This is a genomic window from Leifsonia xyli subsp. cynodontis, from assembly GCF_050632205.1.
GTDB classification, from domain to species: domain Bacteria; phylum Actinomycetota; class Actinomycetes; order Actinomycetales; family Microbacteriaceae; genus Leifsonia; species Leifsonia xyli_D.
The window spans coordinates 1,055,723-1,073,977 of the sequence record NZ_CP192578.1; the positions used below are offsets into that span (position 1 = coordinate 1,055,723).

22 protein-coding genes, 2 tRNA genes and 1 riboswitch are annotated in these 18,255 nt (G+C 71.4%); of the genes, 15 read left to right on the top strand and 9 right to left on the bottom strand.

The window, feature by feature from the left end; all coding sequences use genetic code 11:
* Window positions 1–55 precede the first annotated feature (55 nt).
* The 6 genes from ACQ86M_RS05250 to ACQ86M_RS05275 all read left to right on the top strand — a co-directional run bounded on the left by ACQ86M_RS05250 (window position 56) and on the right by ACQ86M_RS05275 (window position 4,346).
* On the top strand, window positions 56–388 hold the full coding sequence (locus ACQ86M_RS05250; RefSeq protein ID WP_431247307.1) for a spore germination protein GerW family protein: 333 nt from the start codon (window positions 56–58) through the stop codon (window positions 386–388).
* A 25-nt stretch (window positions 389–413) separates the two neighbouring features.
* A riboswitch (TPP riboswitch) is annotated at window positions 414–525 on the top strand.
* Between the two features lie 34 nt (window positions 526–559).
* Window positions 560–1,183, top strand: coding sequence for an ECF transporter S component (locus ACQ86M_RS05255; protein WP_431247308.1), 624 nt, complete (start codon window positions 560–562; stop codon window positions 1,181–1,183).
* A 5-nt stretch (window positions 1,184–1,188) separates the two neighbouring features.
* Window positions 1,189–2,697, top strand: a complete 1,509-nt coding sequence (locus ACQ86M_RS05260; RefSeq protein WP_431247309.1) for an ABC transporter ATP-binding protein — start codon at window positions 1,189–1,191, stop codon at window positions 2,695–2,697.
* A complete protein-coding gene (locus ACQ86M_RS05265; RefSeq protein ID WP_431247310.1) occupies window positions 2,694–3,473 on the top strand; it encodes an energy-coupling factor transporter transmembrane component T family protein in 780 nt (259 codons plus the stop codon). Before ACQ86M_RS05260 ends, ACQ86M_RS05265 begins: the two co-directional genes overlap by 4 nt.
* The gene (locus tag ACQ86M_RS05270; protein WP_431247311.1) at window positions 3,457–4,071 is read left to right on the top strand and encodes an ATP-binding protein; all 615 of its coding nucleotides are present in this window, start codon (window positions 3,457–3,459) and stop codon (window positions 4,069–4,071) included. The genes ACQ86M_RS05265 and ACQ86M_RS05270 overlap by 17 nt, the downstream gene beginning before the upstream one ends.
* Window positions 4,068–4,346: a hypothetical protein gene (locus ACQ86M_RS05275; RefSeq protein WP_431221050.1), complete on the top strand. Its 279-nt coding sequence runs from the start codon at window positions 4,068–4,070 to the stop codon at window positions 4,344–4,346. Before ACQ86M_RS05270 ends, ACQ86M_RS05275 begins: the two co-directional genes overlap by 4 nt.
* A gap of 24 nt (window positions 4,347–4,370) precedes the next feature.
* Here ACQ86M_RS05275 and ACQ86M_RS05280 read toward each other — a convergent pair whose 3' ends face one another.
* From ACQ86M_RS05280 to ACQ86M_RS05295, 4 genes are all read right to left on the bottom strand, one after another.
* The gene (locus ACQ86M_RS05280) at window positions 4,371–4,724 is read right to left on the bottom strand and encodes a metallopeptidase family protein (RefSeq protein ID WP_431247312.1); all 354 of its coding nucleotides are present in this window, start codon (window positions 4,722–4,724) and stop codon (window positions 4,371–4,373) included.
* A 7-nt stretch (window positions 4,725–4,731) separates the two neighbouring features.
* Complete coding sequence (locus ACQ86M_RS05285) at window positions 4,732–5,799, bottom strand: hypothetical protein (RefSeq protein WP_431247313.1); 1,068 nt, start codon at window positions 5,797–5,799, stop codon at window positions 4,732–4,734.
* 21 nt (window positions 5,800–5,820) lie between these two features.
* Window positions 5,821–6,612 (bottom strand): hypothetical protein, encoded by a 792-nt coding sequence (locus ACQ86M_RS05290; protein ID WP_431221053.1) that lies wholly within the window; start codon window positions 6,610–6,612, stop codon window positions 5,821–5,823.
* A 469-nt stretch (window positions 6,613–7,081) separates the two neighbouring features.
* On the bottom strand, window positions 7,082–8,215 hold the full coding sequence (locus ACQ86M_RS05295) for an MFS transporter (RefSeq protein WP_431247314.1): 1,134 nt from the start codon (window positions 8,213–8,215) through the stop codon (window positions 7,082–7,084).
* A gap of 74 nt (window positions 8,216–8,289) precedes the next feature.
* Here ACQ86M_RS05295 and ACQ86M_RS05300 point away from each other — a divergent pair, with 74 nt between their 5' ends.
* The gene (locus tag ACQ86M_RS05300) at window positions 8,290–8,841 is read left to right on the top strand and encodes an ArsR/SmtB family transcription factor (RefSeq protein ID WP_431247315.1); all 552 of its coding nucleotides are present in this window, start codon (window positions 8,290–8,292) and stop codon (window positions 8,839–8,841) included.
* A 6-nt stretch (window positions 8,842–8,847) separates the two neighbouring features.
* Here the strand turns inward: ACQ86M_RS05300 and ACQ86M_RS05305 are convergent, their stop codons facing one another.
* Window positions 8,848–9,162, bottom strand: a complete 315-nt coding sequence (locus ACQ86M_RS05305; RefSeq protein WP_431247316.1) for a thioredoxin family protein — start codon at window positions 9,160–9,162, stop codon at window positions 8,848–8,850.
* A 96-nt stretch (window positions 9,163–9,258) separates the two neighbouring features.
* Here ACQ86M_RS05305 and ACQ86M_RS05310 point away from each other — a divergent pair, with 96 nt between their 5' ends.
* From ACQ86M_RS05310 to ACQ86M_RS05320, 3 genes are all read left to right on the top strand, one after another.
* Complete coding sequence (locus tag ACQ86M_RS05310) at window positions 9,259–10,056, top strand: SGNH/GDSL hydrolase family protein (protein WP_431247317.1); 798 nt, start codon at window positions 9,259–9,261, stop codon at window positions 10,054–10,056.
* A gap of 10 nt (window positions 10,057–10,066) precedes the next feature.
* Window positions 10,067–10,690 carry an oligoribonuclease gene (gene orn / locus ACQ86M_RS05315; protein ID WP_431247318.1) on the top strand — a complete coding sequence of 208 codons (624 nt, stop codon included), beginning with the start codon at window positions 10,067–10,069 and terminating at the stop codon, window positions 10,688–10,690.
* A 49-nt stretch (window positions 10,691–10,739) separates the two neighbouring features.
* A tRNA-His gene (locus tag ACQ86M_RS05320) sits at window positions 10,740–10,815 on the top strand.
* A 208-nt stretch (window positions 10,816–11,023) separates the two neighbouring features.
* Here ACQ86M_RS05320 and ACQ86M_RS05325 read toward each other — a convergent pair.
* Window positions 11,024–11,099, bottom strand: a tRNA-Arg gene (locus ACQ86M_RS05325).
* Window positions 11,100–11,138: 39 nt separating this feature from the next.
* Window positions 11,139–12,443 carry an MFS transporter gene (locus ACQ86M_RS05330; protein WP_431247319.1) on the bottom strand — a complete coding sequence of 435 codons (1,305 nt, stop codon included), beginning with the start codon at window positions 12,441–12,443 and terminating at the stop codon, window positions 11,139–11,141.
* A gap of 162 nt (window positions 12,444–12,605) precedes the next feature.
* On the opposite strand from ACQ86M_RS05330, the gene ACQ86M_RS05335 reads away from it, so the two are divergent.
* Entirely contained in the window at window positions 12,606–13,460 is an 855-nt protein-coding gene (locus ACQ86M_RS05335; RefSeq protein ID WP_431221062.1) for a LysR substrate-binding domain-containing protein, read from the top strand.
* Window positions 13,461–13,499: 39 nt separating this feature from the next.
* Here ACQ86M_RS05335 and ACQ86M_RS05340 read toward each other — a convergent pair whose 3' ends face one another.
* Entirely contained in the window at window positions 13,500–14,717 is a 1,218-nt protein-coding gene (locus ACQ86M_RS05340; protein WP_431247320.1) for a cation:proton antiporter, read from the bottom strand.
* A gap of 100 nt (window positions 14,718–14,817) precedes the next feature.
* Between ACQ86M_RS05340 and nadE the strand changes: the two genes are divergently transcribed.
* Window positions 14,818–15,657 (top strand): ammonia-dependent NAD(+) synthetase, encoded by an 840-nt coding sequence (gene nadE / locus ACQ86M_RS05345; protein ID WP_431247321.1) that lies wholly within the window; start codon window positions 14,818–14,820, stop codon window positions 15,655–15,657.
* Between the two features lie 106 nt (window positions 15,658–15,763).
* Here the strand turns inward: nadE and ACQ86M_RS05350 are convergent, their stop codons facing one another.
* Window positions 15,764–16,480: a hypothetical protein gene (locus ACQ86M_RS05350; protein ID WP_431247322.1), complete on the bottom strand. Its 717-nt coding sequence runs from the start codon at window positions 16,478–16,480 to the stop codon at window positions 15,764–15,766.
* Window positions 16,481–16,585: 105 nt separating this feature from the next.
* Between ACQ86M_RS05350 and msrA the strand changes: the two genes are divergently transcribed.
* The 3 genes from msrA to ACQ86M_RS05365 all read left to right on the top strand — a co-directional run bounded on the left by msrA (window position 16,586) and on the right by ACQ86M_RS05365 (window position 18,196).
* A complete protein-coding gene (msrA, locus tag ACQ86M_RS05355; protein WP_431247323.1) occupies window positions 16,586–17,110 on the top strand; it encodes a peptide-methionine (S)-S-oxide reductase MsrA in 525 nt (174 codons plus the stop codon).
* A 125-nt stretch (window positions 17,111–17,235) separates the two neighbouring features.
* Entirely contained in the window at window positions 17,236–17,649 is a 414-nt protein-coding gene (locus tag ACQ86M_RS05360; RefSeq protein WP_431247324.1) for a single-stranded DNA-binding protein, read from the top strand.
* 10 nt (window positions 17,650–17,659) lie between these two features.
* Window positions 17,660–18,196: a DUF6993 domain-containing protein gene (locus ACQ86M_RS05365; protein ID WP_431247325.1), complete on the top strand. Its 537-nt coding sequence runs from the start codon at window positions 17,660–17,662 to the stop codon at window positions 18,194–18,196.
* The last annotated feature ends 59 nt before the right edge of the window (window positions 18,197–18,255 follow it).

The following is an 18,255-nucleotide window of genomic DNA, read 5'->3' on the forward strand; positions in this document are numbered from 1 at the left end:
CCGGCGACCCCGGACGAACCTGTTGCCCGGCCCGGTGTCGCGCTAGCGTGACCCCATGACGAACATCTCGCTCAAGCTCGCGGACACTCTCAGCGCCTCCGGCATCAAGTCGGTCTACGGCGAGCCCGTCGTCGTGGACGGCACCACGATCGTGCCCGTCGCGGCCGTGCAGTTCGGCTTCGGCGGCGGCACCGCAGGCGACGGGGGAGACGACGCGCCCGGCGGCGGCGGTGGCGGCGGCTGGGCGGTCCCGTTCGGCGCCTACCTCTCGGACGAGACGGGGGTGCGCTTCCGGCCGAACATCATCACGCTGCTGGCGGTCGGCATCCCGTTCCTGTGGGTGGCCGGGCACGCGTGGTCCCGCGTCATCAAGTGGCTGAAGAAGTAGCGACTCGCCCGCAGCGGGCTACACTGGTCTCGAACACGGGAGTCCGGTGTAGCCGGGCTGAGAGGAGACTTCTCCAAGTCTCGACCGTCGAACCTGATCTGGGTAATGCCAGCGCAGGGAGGCCTTCTCAACATCCCGTGCCCTGTTCCGCTGAATGAAAGGGCACGTCCAGTGCATGCAACTCTTCTCTCCTCGGGCGCGCGTTCGCGCGTCCTCCGCTGGCGGGTCGTCGACATCGTCGTCGCCAGTGTCGTGGCCGTCGCCTCCGGCGTCGTGTTCTGGGTCTGGGGGATCGTCCAGAACCCGATCTCGGGGCCGGCCGGCGCCGTCCTGCCCGGCTTCCAGGGCATCCTGAACGGTCCGTGGCTGTTCGCCGGGGTGCTCGTCGCCCTGATCGTGCGGAAGCCCGGCGCCGCGCTCTACGGCGAGCTCGTCGCCGCGATCGTCTCGGCCCTGATCGGGACGCAGTGGGGCTTCGCCACGCTGCTCTCGGGCATCGTGCAGGGGCTCGGCGCGGAGATCGTGTTCGCGCTGTTCCTCTACGCGAACTGGCGCCTCGTCCCGGCGCTGCTCGCCGGCGCGGGCGCGGGTCTGGCCGAGTCGATCCTCGACCTCCTCTACTGGTACCCCGGCTCCAAGCCCGAGTTCATCGTCGTCTACACCATCACCACGACCCTCTCGGGCCTCCTCGTCGCGGGTCTCGGGTCGTGGCTCCTGGTGCGGGCACTGGCCCGGACCGGCGCTCTGAGCCGGTTCGCCGCGGGCCGCGAGGCGCAGAAGGCCGCCCGGGTCTGACGGACGTGACCACGGGACTGCCTGTCCCGGCCGCCGTTCGGGTCGACGGCTGGGGCTGGCGGTATTCGGGACGCAGCGGCTGGGCCGCCCGCGGCCTCGACCTGAGCATCGAGCCGGGGGAGCGTGTGCTGCTGCTCGGCGCCTCCGGGGCAGGCAAGAGCACGTTGCTCGCCGGTCTCGCGGGCGTGCTCGGCGGCGAGGACGACGGCGAACCGGAGGGTTCGCTGACCGTCGCGGGTCGACCGCCGGCCGAGGCGCGCGGCACGGCCGGGCTGCTGCTCCAGGATCCGGACGCGCAGGTGATCCTCGCCCGCGTCGGCGACGACGTCGCTTTCGGCTGCGAGAACCTGGGCGTGCCGCGCGAGGAGCTGTGGCGCCGGGTCCGCGGCGCGCTCTCCGAGGTCGGGCTCGACGTGCCGCTGGACCGATCGACCGCCCAGCTGTCGGGCGGCCAGAAGCAGCGTCTCGCCCTGGCGGGGCTGCTGGCGATGCGCCCGGGACTGCTCCTGCTCGACGAGCCGACGGCGAATCTCGACCCCGAGGGCGTGCTGGAGGTGCGCGAGGCGGTGCGCGCGGCGCTCGACGCGACCGGCGCGACGCTGGTGGTGGTGGAGCACCGCGTCGCGGTGTGGCGCGACCTGGTGACGCGCGTCGTGGTGCTCGGCGCCGACGGCGGTGTGCTCGCCGACGGCGCACCGGATTCGGTGCTCGCGGATGCGGCCGGCGAGCTGCGCCGGGCCGGGGTCTGGCTGCCGGGGACGCCTCTCCCGCCGGCGCCTGTCGTGGCCGAGGGTGAGGCGCTGCTCACCGCCCGGGAGCTCGTCTTCGGCCGCGGCCCGGCCGTGACCCGGGGGCGCCGTCGCGGCCGGGGGCAGCGGGTCACAGCCGAGCCCGTCGGCCGGGCGGTGACGCTCGACCTCCGCGAAGGCTCGGCACTCGCCTTGACCGGCCGGAACGGCGCGGGCAAGTCGACGCTCGCCCTCACCCTCGGCGGCCTCCTTCCCGCGATCGGCGGCGACCTCCGCGCCGAGGCAGGCCTGGCGCAGGGCGCTGCGCCCGATCCCTCCGCCTGGCGCTCGCGCGAACTGCTGACCCGCATCGGCAGCGTCTTCCAGAACCCCGAGCACCAGCTCATCGCATCCACCGTGCGGGAGGAGCTGGCGGCGGGCCCGCGCGCGCTCGGCCTCCCCGACTCGGAGACGACGGTGCGCGTGGACGAGCTGCTCGCCCGCCTCGCCCTGGAGCCCCTGGCCGAGGCGAACCCGTTCACCCTCTCCGGTGGCCAGAAGCGCCGCCTCTCCGTGGGCACCGCCCTCGCCACGCGTCCGCGCCTGCTGGTGCTCGACGAGCCCACGTTCGGCCAGGACGCGCGCACGTGGGAGGAGCTGGTCCGGATGATCGCTGGGCTCCGCCACGAGGGGCACGCCATCGTCGCGGCCACCCACGACGCGGAGTTCGTCGCGGCGGTGGGCGCCGCCTCCCTCCGTCTCGACGCTGCGGAGGTGGCCGCATGACCCTCGTGCAGCCGCTGCGCGTCGGCCCGCTCGCGACCCTGAACCCGGTCGCGAAGCTCGGCGCCGCCCTCATCGTCACGCTCGCCCTGCTGCTCTCGATCGACCCGGTCTCGGCCGGTGTGGCCCTGCTGCTGGAACTCGTCCTGCTCGCCTTCGCGGGCATCCCGGTGCGGACCGTCCTCGCGCGCACCGCGCCCGTGTGGATCGCTGCCCCGCTGGCCGGGCTGACCACGCTGCTCTATGGACAGGTCTCCGGGACCGTCTACGTCAGCTGGTGGGCGGTCGAGATCAGCGACGGCTCGATCGCCCTGGCGCTGGCCACGACGCTCCGCGTGCTCGCCATCGGCCTGCCCGCGGTGCTGCTCTTCGTCACCATCGACCCGACCGACCTGGCCGACGGCCTCGCCCAGCTGGTGCGGCTGCCCGCGCGCTTCGTCATCGGCGCCCTGGCCGGCCTGCGGCTGGTCGGGCTGTTCGCCGAGGACTGGCGGGCCCTCACCCTCGCCCGCCGTGCCCGCGGTGTGGCCGAGTCGGGGGCGCTCCGCCGTTTCCTCGGTCAGGCGTTCGCGCTGTTCGTGCTGTCGCTCCGGCGCGGCACGAAGCTGGCGACGGCGATGGAGGCGCGCGGCTTCGGCGCGCCCGGCCGGCGGACGTGGGCGCGGGTCTCCGTCTTCCGCGGCCGCGACTGGGTGGCTCTCGCTGTCGCCGCCCTGGTGGCCGCCGCCGCGATCGGAGCCGCCGTCGCCGCGGGGAGCTGGAATGCCCCGCTCAGCTGAACTCGCGGCGCTCGGCGCGGCCGTCGTCGCCGCGGTCGCCGCCGCGCGAGACGCGGGGCACACTCCGGTCGTGCTGATCGACGGCCCGAGCGGCGCCGGCAAGAGCTCGCTGGCAGACGCGCTCATCGCCGCGTGGCCCGCGGCCGGCACCCCGCGCCTGGTGCGGATGGACGACCTCTACCCGGGATGGGATGGCCTGGAGGCGGGCAGCGCCGCGGTCGGCCGCGACCTCCTGGAGCCGCTGCGCGCATCCGGTTCGGGCGCCTGGCAGCGCTGGGACTGGGGTGCGGACCGTCCCGCCGGGCGGGTCACCGTCGCCGGCGACGAGCCGTTGATCGTCGAGGGCTGCGGATCGCTGTCGCGCCGCAACGCCGCCGTCGCCGACCTCGCGGTGTGGCTGGAGGCCGACGACGCCCTGCGCAAGCGGCGCGCGCTCGCCCGCGACGGCGACACCTTCGCCGCGGAGTGGGACCGCTGGCAGGCGCAGTTCGACCGCTTCGTCGAGCGCGAGCATCCCCTCGCCCTGGCGTCGCTGGTGCTGGATGTGACGGCCGTCGATCTGACGGACCCCGCGGCAAGGACTACGGTTGAGTCATGACCGACGCACGACAGGACCCCGAGTACATCGTCGAATACGCCGACGGACCCCTGGCAGGCCAGACGGACCGCCGCTTCCTGGTGGGCGGCGAGGTGGACGAGCGCATCGGCGTGATCGCCGCCGTGGAGGGCCTCGAGTCCACGTTCTGGTACGTGGCGGGCGAGGAGCGCGACGTCGAGGGTCAGCGTCAGGTGGTCTACCACTTCGACCAGCCCGACTCCGACCCGGTGGCCCCGGACAAGGACGACGAGTCGATCTTCGGCTTCGGAGCCTGAGCCGAGGCAGCGCAGGTCGGGCGGCTACGCCCAGCCCAGTTCGTGCAGGCGCTCGTCGTCGATGCCGTAGTAGTGCGCGATCTCGTGCACGAGCGTGATGTGGATCTCGTCGCGCAGCTCGTCCTCCGACTCGACGATCGCCAGCAGCGGCTCGCGGTAGAGCACGATGCGGTCCGGCATCTCGCCGAACCCGTACGCACCGCGCTCGGTGAGCGCGACGCCGTCGTAGAGGCCGAGCAGGTCGAGGGAGCCGTCCTCCGGGCGGTCCTCCACCACGATCACGACGTTGTCAAGGCCGTCCACCATCTCGTCGGGCAGCTCATCGAGCTCGTCGGCGACGAGCGCCTCGAACGCCTCCGCGTCGAGCGACAGGCTCACGACCGCGTCACCAGGCCTCGGCCACGGCGGCGTGCAGGTCGAGGAGGGACGGCGTCCGGTCGCTCGGCCCGCGCCCGAATCCGCATTCCGTCCCGACGCCGAACGTCGTGACCGCGGTCGCTGCGGCGGCGGCCCGTCGCCGGGCGCCCTCGACGCCGTCCTCGTGGTGGAGCAGTCCGAGGTAGAGTTCGGTGCCCTCTGGCACGTCGACCCAGGCGAGCGGCGCGAAGTACGCCTCGTCGTCCCGCTCGATCGGAACCGGCAGGTGCACCCAGTTCACCGGACGGGGAGCCGCGGCGAGGATGCCGCCGAGCACGTCCGCGAGGTGGCCGGCGTCGGCCGGCTGCACGAAGTGCTGCTCTTCCACGTCGCCGTAGCAGAGGTGGTAGCCGACCTGCACGTCGTCGGGCACGGCGGCGGCCTGCCACAGTGCGCGCGAGATCACGCCGGCGAGCACGTCCTCGCCGAACCATGACGGCATCCGCCCCTCGAGCAGCGCGAACTCGACGGCCGTGTCCCACTGGATCGCCAGATCGTCGTGCGGGATGCCGTCCAGGATGCGCTGCAGCTCGCCGAAGAGCGCCCGCTCGTACGCGGGCTCGACCGCGGCGCGGTCCTCCGCCACGATGAACGGTCCGACGACGCCGGCGGGCGTCGGCAGGGAGACCTGGAACCGGGTGCCCGGGGCGATCACGCCCTCACCGCGCAGCCGGCGGAACACGGCGTACGAGTCGAGCGCGGCTTCGGCGTAGCCGAGCGCGGGGAAGACCAGCTCGTCGGCGGTCACGCCCTCATCCAGCCGGAACGGCCGCCCGTCGAACTGCTCGCGCAGATAGAAGGGGTCGACCGGGATGCGGGAGAGGCCCTGCATCGTGTCGAGCCGCTTGGTCTGGAACTGCACCCAGTAGAAGCGTTCGCCCACCTCGCCGTCCGGGATGCGGCGCATCCGGTCGCCGAGGTGGGCGCTCACGGTCCGGAGCACGGTCTCCGCGTCGGGCAGGTTGACGCTGCCGACGAGGTGCGCTCCGCGGATCGTGGGGGAGACGGCGGGAGACTCGGGGGTGCTGGTGGTCACCCGCGCGAGTCTACCGGCGGCTCAATACCAGTTGAACGACTCCGAGTGACCCCACGCGCCGCACGGAGTTCCGTAGCCGCGGGCGATGTAGTCGAGGCCCCACTTGATCTGCGTGGTGGCGTTGGTCGCCCAGTCGGAGCCGAACGAGGCCATCTTGCTGCCGGGCAGCGCCTGCGGGATGCCGGTAGCGCCGCTGCCGGAGTTGCTGGCCTGGTAGTTCCAGCCGGACTCGCGCTGCCACAGGTTAGACAGGCACTGGAACTGGTCGGCGCCCCAGCCGTACTGGCTGGCCGCGATGCTCGCGGCGGTCGCCTTCGCGCCCTCGACGGTGTTGGCGTTCGCCTGGGCGGCTGCTGCCGCGGCCGCGGCGGCGGCGGCAGCCTCGGCGGCGCGACGGTCGGCGTCGGCGCCGGCGGCGGCGAGCGCGTCGGACGCGGCCTTCGTCTGGTCGATGGTGGTGCGGAGCTTGTCGTCGGCGAGCTTCGTGAAGCTGCTGAGGCCGGCGATGGCGGTCTTCGCGGCGGAGGCGTCGGCCTTGGTCTGGTTGGCCGCGACGGTCGCCTCGGCGCCGCTGAGCGTGACCTTCGCCTCGCGCTCGAGCCGGTCGCGCACGATCGAGTCGTACACGCCGAGCTGCTCGTGGCGCATCCCGGTGGCTTCGGAGAGCTCGCGCGTCTGGCGCTCGCTCTGCTGCTGCTGGGCCACCATGGGGGCGATGAGGCTGGCGCCCATGATGACGGTGGCGGCGCCGGTGACGATGCGGCCGAGCGAGATGGGGCTGTTCTTGACGGTCTTTCGGAGGGTGCTGAGCATTGTTTTCCTGGATCGGGCTTCCCCGCCTGGACGTGCGGACAGGGGTGTCCGCACGCGGACCGGTGCTCGTTCGGGAGCGGTCCTGCGGGCTGGCGACCGCACGGCACGCGCGGAAGCGCCTCGTGGACCCGTGGTCCGGAAGGCGCGGCGTGCGGCGCGGGTGTGCCGGGCGTGAGAAGGCCGGAGCATCCAGGGCGGGCGCGGGGGCGCCTCAGGGTTGGGGGAGGGCTGGATGCCGCCTGCGCGGCACGGACGGCTTTCTTCGCCGTCGGAAAAGACCCTAGGCGCAGTTTCTGGACGGTTCAGGCGTAGACCCTGGCAAAGTCGTGTACGCGTCAACGAGCGGTGGACTCGCCCTGGTGCGTCTCCCGCGCCTCCTGCGCCTCGACGGCGGCCTCCGCTTCGGCCATCCGGCGGTCCGTCACCCAGATCATCGGGATGAGCTGGAGCACCACCAGAGCACCCATGATCAGGAACACCCACCGGACGCCGAACACCTCTCCGAGAAGGCCGCCGACCAGCGCCCCGACAGGCATCGTGCCCCAGGCGAGCAGTCGGTAGGCGCTGTTGAGGCGGCCCAGCAGGCGCAGGGGGTGATCCGCTGCCGCAGCGAGACCGTGATGACGTTCCAGATGGACACCGTCACACCGCCCAGCAGCAGTCCGGCGCCGATGATGAACGGATTCGCAGTGAAGCCCGGAGTGGCGACCGTCAGCAGCGATCCGACGATCGTCAGCGCGAGCGCCCGGGATCGGCCGAGCAGCCGTTCGGCCGGCTCGGCGAGGAACGTGCCGAGCACGCTGCCGACGGCCGAGAAGGTCAGGAGCAGGCCGTAGGCCGGGTCGGACAGCTTCATCGCCGAGTGCGGACCCGCGGCGTACAGCACGAAGACGGTGAAGACGGCGGAGCTCGCGAAGTTGAAGACGCCGACCATGATCGCGAGTGTGCGCAGCAGCGTGCTCCGGCCGAGGAACCGCAGCCCCTCGGCGATGTCGGCCCGGATGGTCGTGCGTTCCGTCCGCTCCGCCACGAACCGGCCGCGGACCAGGAGGAGCACTCCGACCGCCGCGACCCAGAGCAGCGCCGGAGTGCCGAACGCGAAGGCGACGCCGGTGGCGACCAGGAAGCCGCCCAGCGGCGGCCCGACGAACTCGTTGGCCGTCAGCTCGGCCGCATACAGCCGGCCGTTGGCCCGCGACAGCAGGGCTCGGGGCACGAGCTGCGGCAGGATCGACTGGGCCGACGTGTCGTACACGGTCTCCGCGACGCCGATGCAGACGGCGGCGGCGTAGAGCAGCCAGATGGACCCGGCGCCCGCGACGGTGGCGACCGTGAGGCAGGCGAGGAAGAGGGCGCGGGCCGCGTTGGCGAGCAGCATGAGCCGCCGCCGGTCGCTGCGGTCGGCGAGCGCCCCCGCGGTCAGCGCGAACAGCAGCCAGGGCAGGGTGAAGGCGAAGGTCAGCCCGGCGATGACCGCGGGGGAGTCGGTGTAGCGGATGGCGACCAGTGGGAGGGCGACCTTCATGGCGCCGTCGGCCAGGTTGGAGAGAGCGGCGGAGGTCCACAGCTTGCGGTAGCGGGCTCCGAGCGCGTTCGCGGTCATATCCCGAGCCTGGCACACTGATCGAGAAATCTCAATCGATAACAGTTCTCTCGATCGGGGACTAGGCTTCTGGCATGACGCAGGAGCACCGCACCGACCCGGACGCCAAGCGACGCCCCGCCACCCCGCAGGAGCTGAAGGCGATGTCGCATCCGCTGCGCCTGCGCATCCTGCGCCTCTGCGGCGACCGGGAGCTGACCAACAAGGAGCTGGCCGACCGGCTCGGCGTCGATGCGGGCACCGCGCACTACCACGTGCGTCAGCTGGTGAACGCGGGCTTCCTCGAGCCGGCGGAGGTGCGGACGGGGGAGTCCGGTGCCCTGGAGAAGCCGTACCGCTCCACGCGTAAGAGCTGGGGGCTCTCGGTGCCGCTGGAGGAGCTGGACCCCCGCCAGAGCGTCGCACCGGTGGAGGCGTTCCAGCAGGAGTTCGCGGAGGCGGGCCCCGCATCCATCGCCACGTACGCCCGGTTCTCGCTGCACCTGTCGCCGGAGGACGTGGCGGAGCTCGACCGGCGGATCGTCGCCGTGATCGACGAGTTCGTCGAGACCGACGCCGAGCGCGGCCACCTGCCGGCCCACGGCGGCATCTTCCTGCTGCACCGCTCAGCCGATTCTGCGGGCTGACGCGCGTCAGAGCGCGCGGGCAGCCGCCGAGAGCACCTGGGCGAGCGTCGGGACGCCCTCGGCGCGGAACACCTCGGACCCGTCGGCGGCGTGCACGATCACCGTCGGCGTCGAGCGGATGCGGTCGCGCTCGGCCTGCTCGAGGTTGCGCGCCACATCCCGCTCGGTCACGGCGATGCGCGGGGCCAGCCGCGCGGCCTCCGCCAGCACCGCGCGCGTCTGCATGCACGGCTCGCAGAAGGCTGACGTGTAGAGGGTCAGTCGTGCCTCGGTCTGCTCTTGCCCGGTGACCGCCGGGTCAACGGCCGGTGTCGAATCCACCCTGTCAGTGTACGTCCGGCGAAATCGCGGCGACGATCGGCCGGAAGTGCCCGTCGCCCGGTCATCGCGGCGGGTCGCACCGGCGATGATCGACTCGTGAGCCGATCGACCTTCACGCGCTACGTGGCCCTCGGAGACTCGCTCACCGAGGGGCTGTGCGACAGCGCGCCCGGGCAACCGGACGCGTTCCTCGGCTGGGCGGACCGCCTCGCCGGCATCCTCGACGGCGACGCCCACCTCGCCGGCGCCTCGCTCGAGTTCGCCAACCTCGCGGTCCGGGGCCGCCGCATCGCCGATGTCGTGGATGCGCAGATTCCGCACGCCGTGACGCTGCAGCCCGACCTCGTCTCCGTCATGATCGGCGGCAACGACCTGATGAGCCCCGCCGCCGACCCGGATGCGCTGGCCTCGCGGCTCGAGGACGGCATCCGCCGGTTGCGCGCCTCGGGTGCGACCGTGCTGCTGGCCAACATCTTCGATCCGCAGTTCGCGTTCTTCCTCAAGCCGTTCCGCGGGCGGGCGGCCGTCTTCAACGCCAACATCTGGAGCATCGCGCGGGATCAGCGCGCGGTCGTGCTCGACGTCTGGGGCGTGCGCGAGTTCCGCGACCCGGCGATGTGGGCCTCCGACCGCGTGCACCTGAGCACGCGCGGTCACCGGCTGCTGGCGGCGCACGCCGCGCACGCGCTCGGGGTGCCGTACGCCGAGGTGAGCGGACCGGAGACCGCGGCGGTCCCCGTCGAGCCGCCGTCGCCGCCGGACTCCGTGCCGTTCCGGACCTGGCTGCGCGTCTACGCCATCCCGTGGGCGGCCCGTCGCCTGCGCCACGCCTCGACCGGCGACGGCCGGGGGCCGAAGCTGCCCGTGCCCGGCGCTGTCGGAGGGCCGCACTAGACTCGCTGCTATGGCAACCTCCTCGGATCGACTGGTCTGGATCGACTGCGAGATGACCGGCCTCGACCTCGAGGTCGACGAGCTCGTCGAGATCGCCGTGGTGATCACCGACTTCGAGCTGAACGTGCTCGACCCGGGCCTCAGCATCGTCATCAAGCCCGACGACTCGGCGCTCGCCAACATGGGTGACTTCGTACGTCAGATGCACACGACCTCCGGGCTGATCGACGAGATCCCCGGTGGGAAGAGCCTCGCCGAGGCCGAGTACGAGGTGCTGGAGTACGTGCTGAAGTTCGCGCCGACCGCGCGCACCGCCCCGCTCGCCGGCAACACCATCGGCACCGACCGGATGTTCCTGGCGAAGTACATGCCGCGGCTCGACAACCACCTGCACTACCGCAACGTCGACGTCTCGTCGATCAAGGAGCTGGCCCGCCGCTGGTTCCCGCGCATCTACTTCAACGCACCGGAGAAGAACGGCGGCCACCGCGCCCTCGCCGACATCCTCGAATCCATCCGCGAGCTCGACTACTACCGCGCGGCCGCCTTCGCCGTGCCGCCCGGGCCCACCACAGAAGACACCCAGGCGCTGGCCGCGGGTGTGGTGGAAAAATGGGCTCCCCGGATGTACTAGAATCGATGAGTTGCTTGCAGGCCGGCCCTCGGGCCGGGCAGCGGCCATGGTGGGTATAGCTCAGTTGGTAGAGCGCCTGGTTGTGGTCCAGGAGGTCGCGGGTTCAAGCCCCGTTACTCACCCCAAGCGAAAGGCCCGGCTCCTGGTGGAGTCCGGGCCTTTCTCGTCCCTGCCGCTGAAGATTTGCGCCAAATCGTCGTTATGGGGCGCGGATTACCGAGATTTGGCACAAATCTCCGCGGTGGATGCGGTGGGTGCGGTGGATGCGTTGGTGCCCCCGGCAGGAATCGAACCTGCGACCAAGAGATGAGAAGCACCGCGAGATCTGCTCGGTGGTGCCCCCGGCAGGAATCGAACCTGCGACCAAGAGATTAGAAGGCTCCTGCTCTATCCGCTGAGCTACGGGGGCGTCGGCTCCACGATACCGGAGCCGCGCCGTGCGCCCGGCTCAGAGCCGGGCGCCGCTCTTGCCCGCGCGGTTGACGATCGCGATGACCGGACGCCGCCCCCGCAGCCCGAACCGCAGCCGCAGGCTCGCCTGCCGCGCGATCAGCACCGCGACCACGGCGGCCGCCGCCGCCGGGACCAGTCCGGAGATCGCCATCGCGATGTGCGGACCGAGCTGCTCCACGATCCACCCCATCAGGGGCCCGCCGAGCGCCTGGCCGCCGAGCAGGACGAGGATGTAGAGCGAGATCACCCGCCCGCGGATCTGCACGTTCGACGACATCTGCACCAGCGAGTTCGCCGCGGTGATGAACAGCAGGTTGCCGACGCCGACGCCGACGAGCAGAGCGCCGAACGCGATCTCGCCCGGCGCGAAGCCGGCGATCGCCTGCATGACACCGAGCGCCGCCGCGGTGCCGACCACCATAGACAGTCGCACGCTCGTGCGGCGGGTGGAGGCGAGGGCTCCGGTGAGCGCGCCGGCCGCGACGAGCGCGTTGAACAGCCCGTAGCCCTGCGCACCCACGTGGTAGACGTCGTTGGCGTACGCCGCGAGGAACACGGGCATGTTGAAGGCGAACACGGCGATCACGGCGACCATGACGACCGTCCAGAAGATCACCGGCTTGCGGCGCACGTAGCGCATCCCCTCGGCCAGCTGCCCCTTGCCGCGCGGTGCCGCGGGCGAGGCGTGCAGCTCCGAGCGCCTGAGCGTGGCGACCGCGAAGACCACCGCCAGACACGCCACGGCGTTGATCGCGAACGACCAGCCGCCGCCGACCGCGGTGATCAGCACGCCGCCGAGTGCCGGCCCGATGAGTCCGCCGAGCTGGAAGATCGATGAGTTGAGGCTGATCGCGTTACGGAGGTACGTCGGGCCGACCAGCTCGTTCACGAAAACCTGCCGCGCCGGGTTGTCGACCACGGTCACCAGGCCGAGCACGAACGAGATCGCGTAGACGTGCCAGACCTCGATCACGCCGGTCAGCGTCAGCACGGCGAGGAGCGCCGCGAGTGCGGCCGCGCACGACTGGGTGATGACGAGCAGGCGCTGCTTGGAGTAGCGGTCGGCGATGACGCCGCCCCAGAGCCCGAAGACGAGCATCGGCGTGAACTGCATGAAGACGGTCACCCCGACGGCGGCGACGCTTCCGGAGAGCTGGAGCACCAGCCAGTCCATCGCGATCCGCTGCATCCACACCGCCGTGTTGGCGACCAGGTTGCTTGCGGCGAAGCGTCGGTAGTTCGGGACGCGCAGCGAGACGAACGTCTCGCGCCACGGCGGCCGGGTGGAGAGGACCGGCATGGGTCCGGTGGACGGGGCCGCTGCGGTTGTGTGCGCCACGTGCGTGTTACCTCGAGTCGTGTCTGGTTCCGTATGAAGTGTCCTTATCGACAGTACGCATCCGGGGCTATTATTGTTCCCGATCCCCGCTATAACTCCCATTGAGTTTTCGAATGGAGGTCCATGTTCGATCCCGTGCTGCTGCAGACCTTCCTCGCCGTCGCCGACACCCGCAGCTTTACGAAGGCGGCGGCCCGGCTCGGCGTCAGCCAGCCGACCGTGAGCCAGCACATCCGCAAGCTGGAGCAGTCCGCGAAACGGCAGCTGATCGCGCGCGACACCCGGGAGGTGCGGCTGACCGACAACGGGGATGCGATGGCCGGCTTCGCGCGCACCATCCTCGCCGCACTCGCCGAGGCCGACAGTTACTTCAGCGGCTCCGCCATGCGCGGGCGACTGCGGTTCGGCGCAGCGGACGACCTCGCGATCACCACGCTTCCGCGCATCCTGCGGCACTTCCGGCAGCAGAACCCGCAGATCAACCTCGAACTGACGGTCGATCAATCGGCCCCGCTGCACCGCAAGCTGAAGGCCGGACAGCTCGACCTCATCTTCATCAAGCAGACCCCCGGCACCACCGAGGGTGCGGTGGTCGCCACCGACGAACTGGTGTGGATGGGCCAGGAGAAGACGGTGATCGACCCCGACGGCCCGGTCCCGCTGATCTCGTATCAGGGCCCCAGCCTCAGCAGGCAGGCCGCCATCGAGGCGTTGGAGGCGTCCGGCCGCACCTGGCGGATCACCTGCAACACCCGAGAGGTCAACGGCGTGCTCGCCGCCGTACGGGCGGGCATCGGGATCGCGGTGTTCCCGCGGTCGCTCATCCCGACCGATCTCATCAAGGTGACGAACCGCTTCGGCCTGCCCGACCTCGGCCACGTCGACTTCACGCTGCTGTCGAACCCGTCGGCCGCTCGGGAGCCGGTGGAGGCGCTCACCACCGCGATCCTGGCCCGCGCGGTCAGCCGCGTGGCGTAGCGACCCGGGCCCGGCGCGCGGTCGCCGCTCAGCCCGTCCTCAGCCTTCGATCGGCACGGCGTCCGGATCCGCCGGCCGCTTGCCGCCGTCCGCCGAGCGGCGCCGGAGCGTCAGCCCGACCAGCGGGAAGATCAGCACGGACAGCATCCCGGCGCCGACCAGCGCTGTAGCGGTGCCGACCGGGAGGTCGTGCTCGCGGATCCCGATGGACGTCACGGCGACGATGATCGGCAGCCCCGTCGCCGTGAACAGTGTCAGCGCGGCCCGATCGCGCACCGTCGAGCCGGGCGGGGCCGAGAACGAGCCGGGGATGCCGCGCACCGCGATGAGCAGGAGGAGGAAGACCGGGAGCAGGATGAGCGCGCGCGGGTCGCCGAGCAGCGCCTTCAGGTCGAACCCGATCCCGGTGTTGATGAAGAAGATGGGCACCAGCACGCCGAACGCCACGGCTTCCAGCTTGCTCTCGATCTGACGCGCATCCGCTGGCTCGGCGCCGGAGAGCAGGATGCGGCACAGCACGCCCGCCGCGAAGGCGCCGAGCAGCATGTCCAGCCCGAGGGCGATGCTCAGGCCGACGAGCGCGGCGATGACGAGCACCACGAACCGGACCGCGAACTGCCCGCTGGTGTGCAGCGTCCCGCGCACCAGGTGGTGGAAGCGTTCGTGGCCGCCGCGCGACGCGAACCAGATGGCCGCCGCCGCGATGAGCGCGAACCCGATCAGCACCAGGGCGGCCGCCAGCGGTTTCCGGCCGCTGAGGAACAGCGAGATCGCGAGCAGCGGGCCGAACTCGCCGACGGCGCCGACCGCGGTCACGGCGCGGCCGAACGGGGTGCGCAGCTCTCCGGCGTCCCGCAGCACCGGCATGAGGGTGCCGAGCGCGGTCGAGGTGAGCGCGATGCCGATGTAGACCCCGCGGGTCAGCTGCCCGACGACGAGCCACGCGAGGAGGATGCCGCCGATCAGCGAGAGCACCCAGGTCAGCGAGGCACGACCCAGCCGGCGGCGGCCGATCTCGGCGAAGTCGATCTCGTTGCCGGCCATGAAGAAGAGGAAGGCCAGCCCGAAGTTCGCGAGCGCATCCAGCGCATCCGTCTTCGGCACCCAGCCGAGCACGCTCGGCCCGACGATGAGCCCCAGCACGATCTCGAACACCACGAGCGGGATCTTCACGAACCGGCCGAGCGCGGTGGTGAGGAGCGCGGCCGCGACTCCGAGCAGGGGGACGATCACGACGGTCGACACGGCGGGGTCCATGCGCGCATGCTAGCGAGCCGGGCGGCCGTCGCGGCAGACCGGGCGTCGGCCGCCGGGGCTCGTTCACACAGCCGAAATCCGACGGGGATAGTGTGACGTCATGCGTGAACTTCAGGCACAGATCATCGACCAGCTCTACGTCCGACCCGAAGTGGATCCGGCGGCCGAGGTCGAGCGCCGGGTCGGCTTCCTTGTCGACTACCTGCGCACGACCGGCGCCAAGGGCTTCGTGCTCGGCATCAGCGGCGGCCAGGACTCGTCCCTCGCCGGACGGCTGGCGCAGCTCGCCGTCGAGCGGCTGGCGGAGGAGGGCACGGACGCGGAGTTCGTGGCCGTCCGCCTGCCCTACGCGGTGCAGCGCGACGAAGAGGATGCGCAGCTCGCCCTCTCGTTCATCCGGCCGAAGAGCTCGTTCGTGTTCAACATCCAGCGCGGCACCGACGGCGTCGAGGACGAGTACGCCGACGCGATCGGCGACCCGATGACCGACTTCGTGAAGGGCAACGTCAAGGCGCGCATCCGGATGGTGGCGCAGTACGCCATCGCCGGCCAGCGCGGGCTGCTCGTGATCGGCACGGACCACGCTGCCGAGGCGGTCACCGGGTTCTTCACCAAGTACGGGGACGGCGGGACGGACGTGCTGCCGCTGAGCGGTCTCACCAAGCGCCAGGGCAAGCAGCTGCTGCAGCACCTCGGCGCGCCCGCCCGGCTGTACGAGAAGGCGCCCACGGCCGACCTGCTCGACCTGAACCCGGGGCAGACGGACGAGGACAACCTGGGCCTCACCTACAGCGACATCGACGACTTCCTCGAGGGCAAGGACGTCTCCGACGAGGTGGCCGAGGCGCTGGAGAGCCGCTACACGGCGACGGAGCACAAGCGGCAGCCGCCGGCCAGCATGTACGACACCTGGTGGGGTGCGACCTCCTACAGCCGCTGAGTCCCGACGGGAACGACGAAGGGCGCCGGCGGGATGCCGGCGCCCTTCGTGTCGGGTGGAGTGCTTCTGTCGGGTGCAGTGCTTCTGTCGGGTGGGGTGGTCCGGGTCAGACCGGCTGGCCGAGGCGCGCCGTGGGGGAGGTGTCGGCGGTCGCGTTCGAGTCCGCGGGCTGCGGGTCGGCCGCCGGGGCGGGCGCGGGCGCCGTTTCGCTCTCCGCGGTCGAGGGAGTCACCGGGGCCGCCGCGGTCGCCGGGGTCGCGTACTGCTCGTGATGCTGCTGGGCGACCCACGCATCCTGCTGGGCGATCGCCGACCGCTCGCTGTCGGTGTTCTCGAACCGCCAGCGCTCCAGGTCGCTCTGGAAGATGCGGCGCGCGCGACGAGGGCTGTTCTGCCACTCGATCAGCCGGTCGCGGAACTCGGCGATCGCCGGGTCCAGCTGGTAGCCGAAGGTCGCGGAGGCCCGCTTCATCTCGGCGAGCTGGTGCCCGGCCCAGTTCGCGGCGAGGCCGGAGCTCTTGATCGGCAGCAGGCGGACCATGATGTCGGCCTGACCGACGGCTCGGTCGGAGAGCACCTGCTCGGCCGGAGTGAGCGAGTTCCAGACGGATGCCTCGGTCGCCGCGTCGACGAGGGCCGCGATGGCCGACGCCTTCTGCTGACGGTCGGTGCGGGAGAGGAGGCCGCTAACGGCTCCCCGGGCGATCCAGGCGGCGATGAGGCCGGAGAGGATCACGGAGATCGCGAGGACCGCCGCGTAGAAGATCACCGGCTGTGTGTCCGGCGAGTTGAGCCAATCGACGAAGTCGTTCCACCACTGCATGCCGCGATGGTAACGGCGGTTCACGGCGGGGGAGCGGACCGTTCGCGTCGTGTCGCCAACTGGCCGTAGCAGAATGGATGCGAGCGTATCGAAAGGGAGACCTCAATGCAGACCTTCGTGCTGGCCGGCGGATGCTTCTGGTGCCTGGATGCGGTGTACCGCGTCCTGCGCGGCGTGCAGGATGTGGTGTCCGGCTACACCGGCGGCACCGCCGTCGACCCGTCCTACGAGGAGGTGTGCACCGGTCGCACCGGGCATGCCGAGGCCGTCGCCGTGACGTTCGACCCCGAGGTCATCCCGCCGGGCGTGATCCTGGACGTCTTCTTCACCCTGCACGATCCCCGCCAGCTCAACCGCCAGGGCAACGACATCGGCACCCAGTACCGGTCGGCGATGTTCTACGACAGCGAGCACCAGCGCGAGCTGTTCGAGGGCGCTCGCGACCGGGCCGCCGAGTACTGGGACGGCGGCATCGTCACGACCATCGAGCCGCTCGGCCCGTTGTACCGCGCCGAGGAGTACCACCAGGACTTCTTCGCGAAGAACCCGGGCCAGGGCTACTGTCTGGCGGTGGCGCTGCCGAAGGTCAACAAGATCCGCGCGTCGTACGCGGAGTACGTCGCGGCCTGAATCCGTCCCCAGTTCGGTCGCTCGGCGGGTTCTCCACCGATCTGGGCCGGACCCGTGGATGCGCCCCGCGCGACGACGAGAGTGGTCTCACCCCGCCACCGCGGCGGGAACCGAAAGGGGAGATCATGTCCGACACCGTCGCCGTCCGCGGCTTCGTCGCCACCGAGCCGCGCCACCTCGTCACCGAGGGCGGCCTGCCGATCACGAGCTTCCGGCTCGTCACCACGCGCCGCCGCTACAACCGTCAATCGTCCGCCTGGGAGGACGGCGGGAGCAACTGGTACACCGTCAGCGCCTTCCGCCGCCTCGCCGTCAGCGCGGCCGGGTGCATCTCCAAGGGCGATCCGGTCCTCGTCGCCGGGCGGCTGTGCCTGCGTGAATGGAGCGGCGAGAAGCAGGGGATGACGGTGGAGATCGAAGCCGATTCCATCGGGCACGACCTGACCTGGGGGCGGTCGCAGTTCACGAAATCCAGCTCGTCCGAGACGTCGGAGGAGGCCGCGACCCCTCCCGACTCTCTCTCAGCGAGTGCGCCCTAAGATGAGGCATATGACGTCTCCCGTGGTCCGCCGGACCGGTCCGTTCACCGTGTCCGCCCCGGGTTCGGCTTCGGCGCTGGCAGCGATTGCGGGCGGGGTGGCCCTGGTGTTGGTGCTCACGGGGTGCACGGGTGCGGGGTCGGCGCCACCGTCCGCGTCGCCGGTCGCCACCTCCACAGCGAGTGCCCCGCCCACGAGCTCGGCTCCGGCGGCCATCGCCCTCGTGCCGGGCGGAACGGCCCAGCAGAACCGGCCGTTCTTCGACCAGGTGAACCGCGCGACGCTGGCGGCGAACCCGAACGCGCAGGGCCGCGACTTCATCGACGCGCTGGTGGCCGCGGGCTTCCCCAAGGCCGACATGCAGCTGACCGTCGACACGACGACCATCGGCCTGAAGGCCAACTCGGTCCAGTTCTCGGTGCGCCTGGGCGACACCTGCCTCATCGGGCAGAACGGCGCCGACGCGGGCGGCTACTCCAGCATGGTGACGCCCGCGCTCGCCACCGGGACCTGCCTCGTCGGGCAGACCCGCGCCATCGACTGGTAGCGCTTCGACCCGCCGGAGTGACGCGGGTTCCCGGGTATCCTCGTATACGGCAAGCAGCC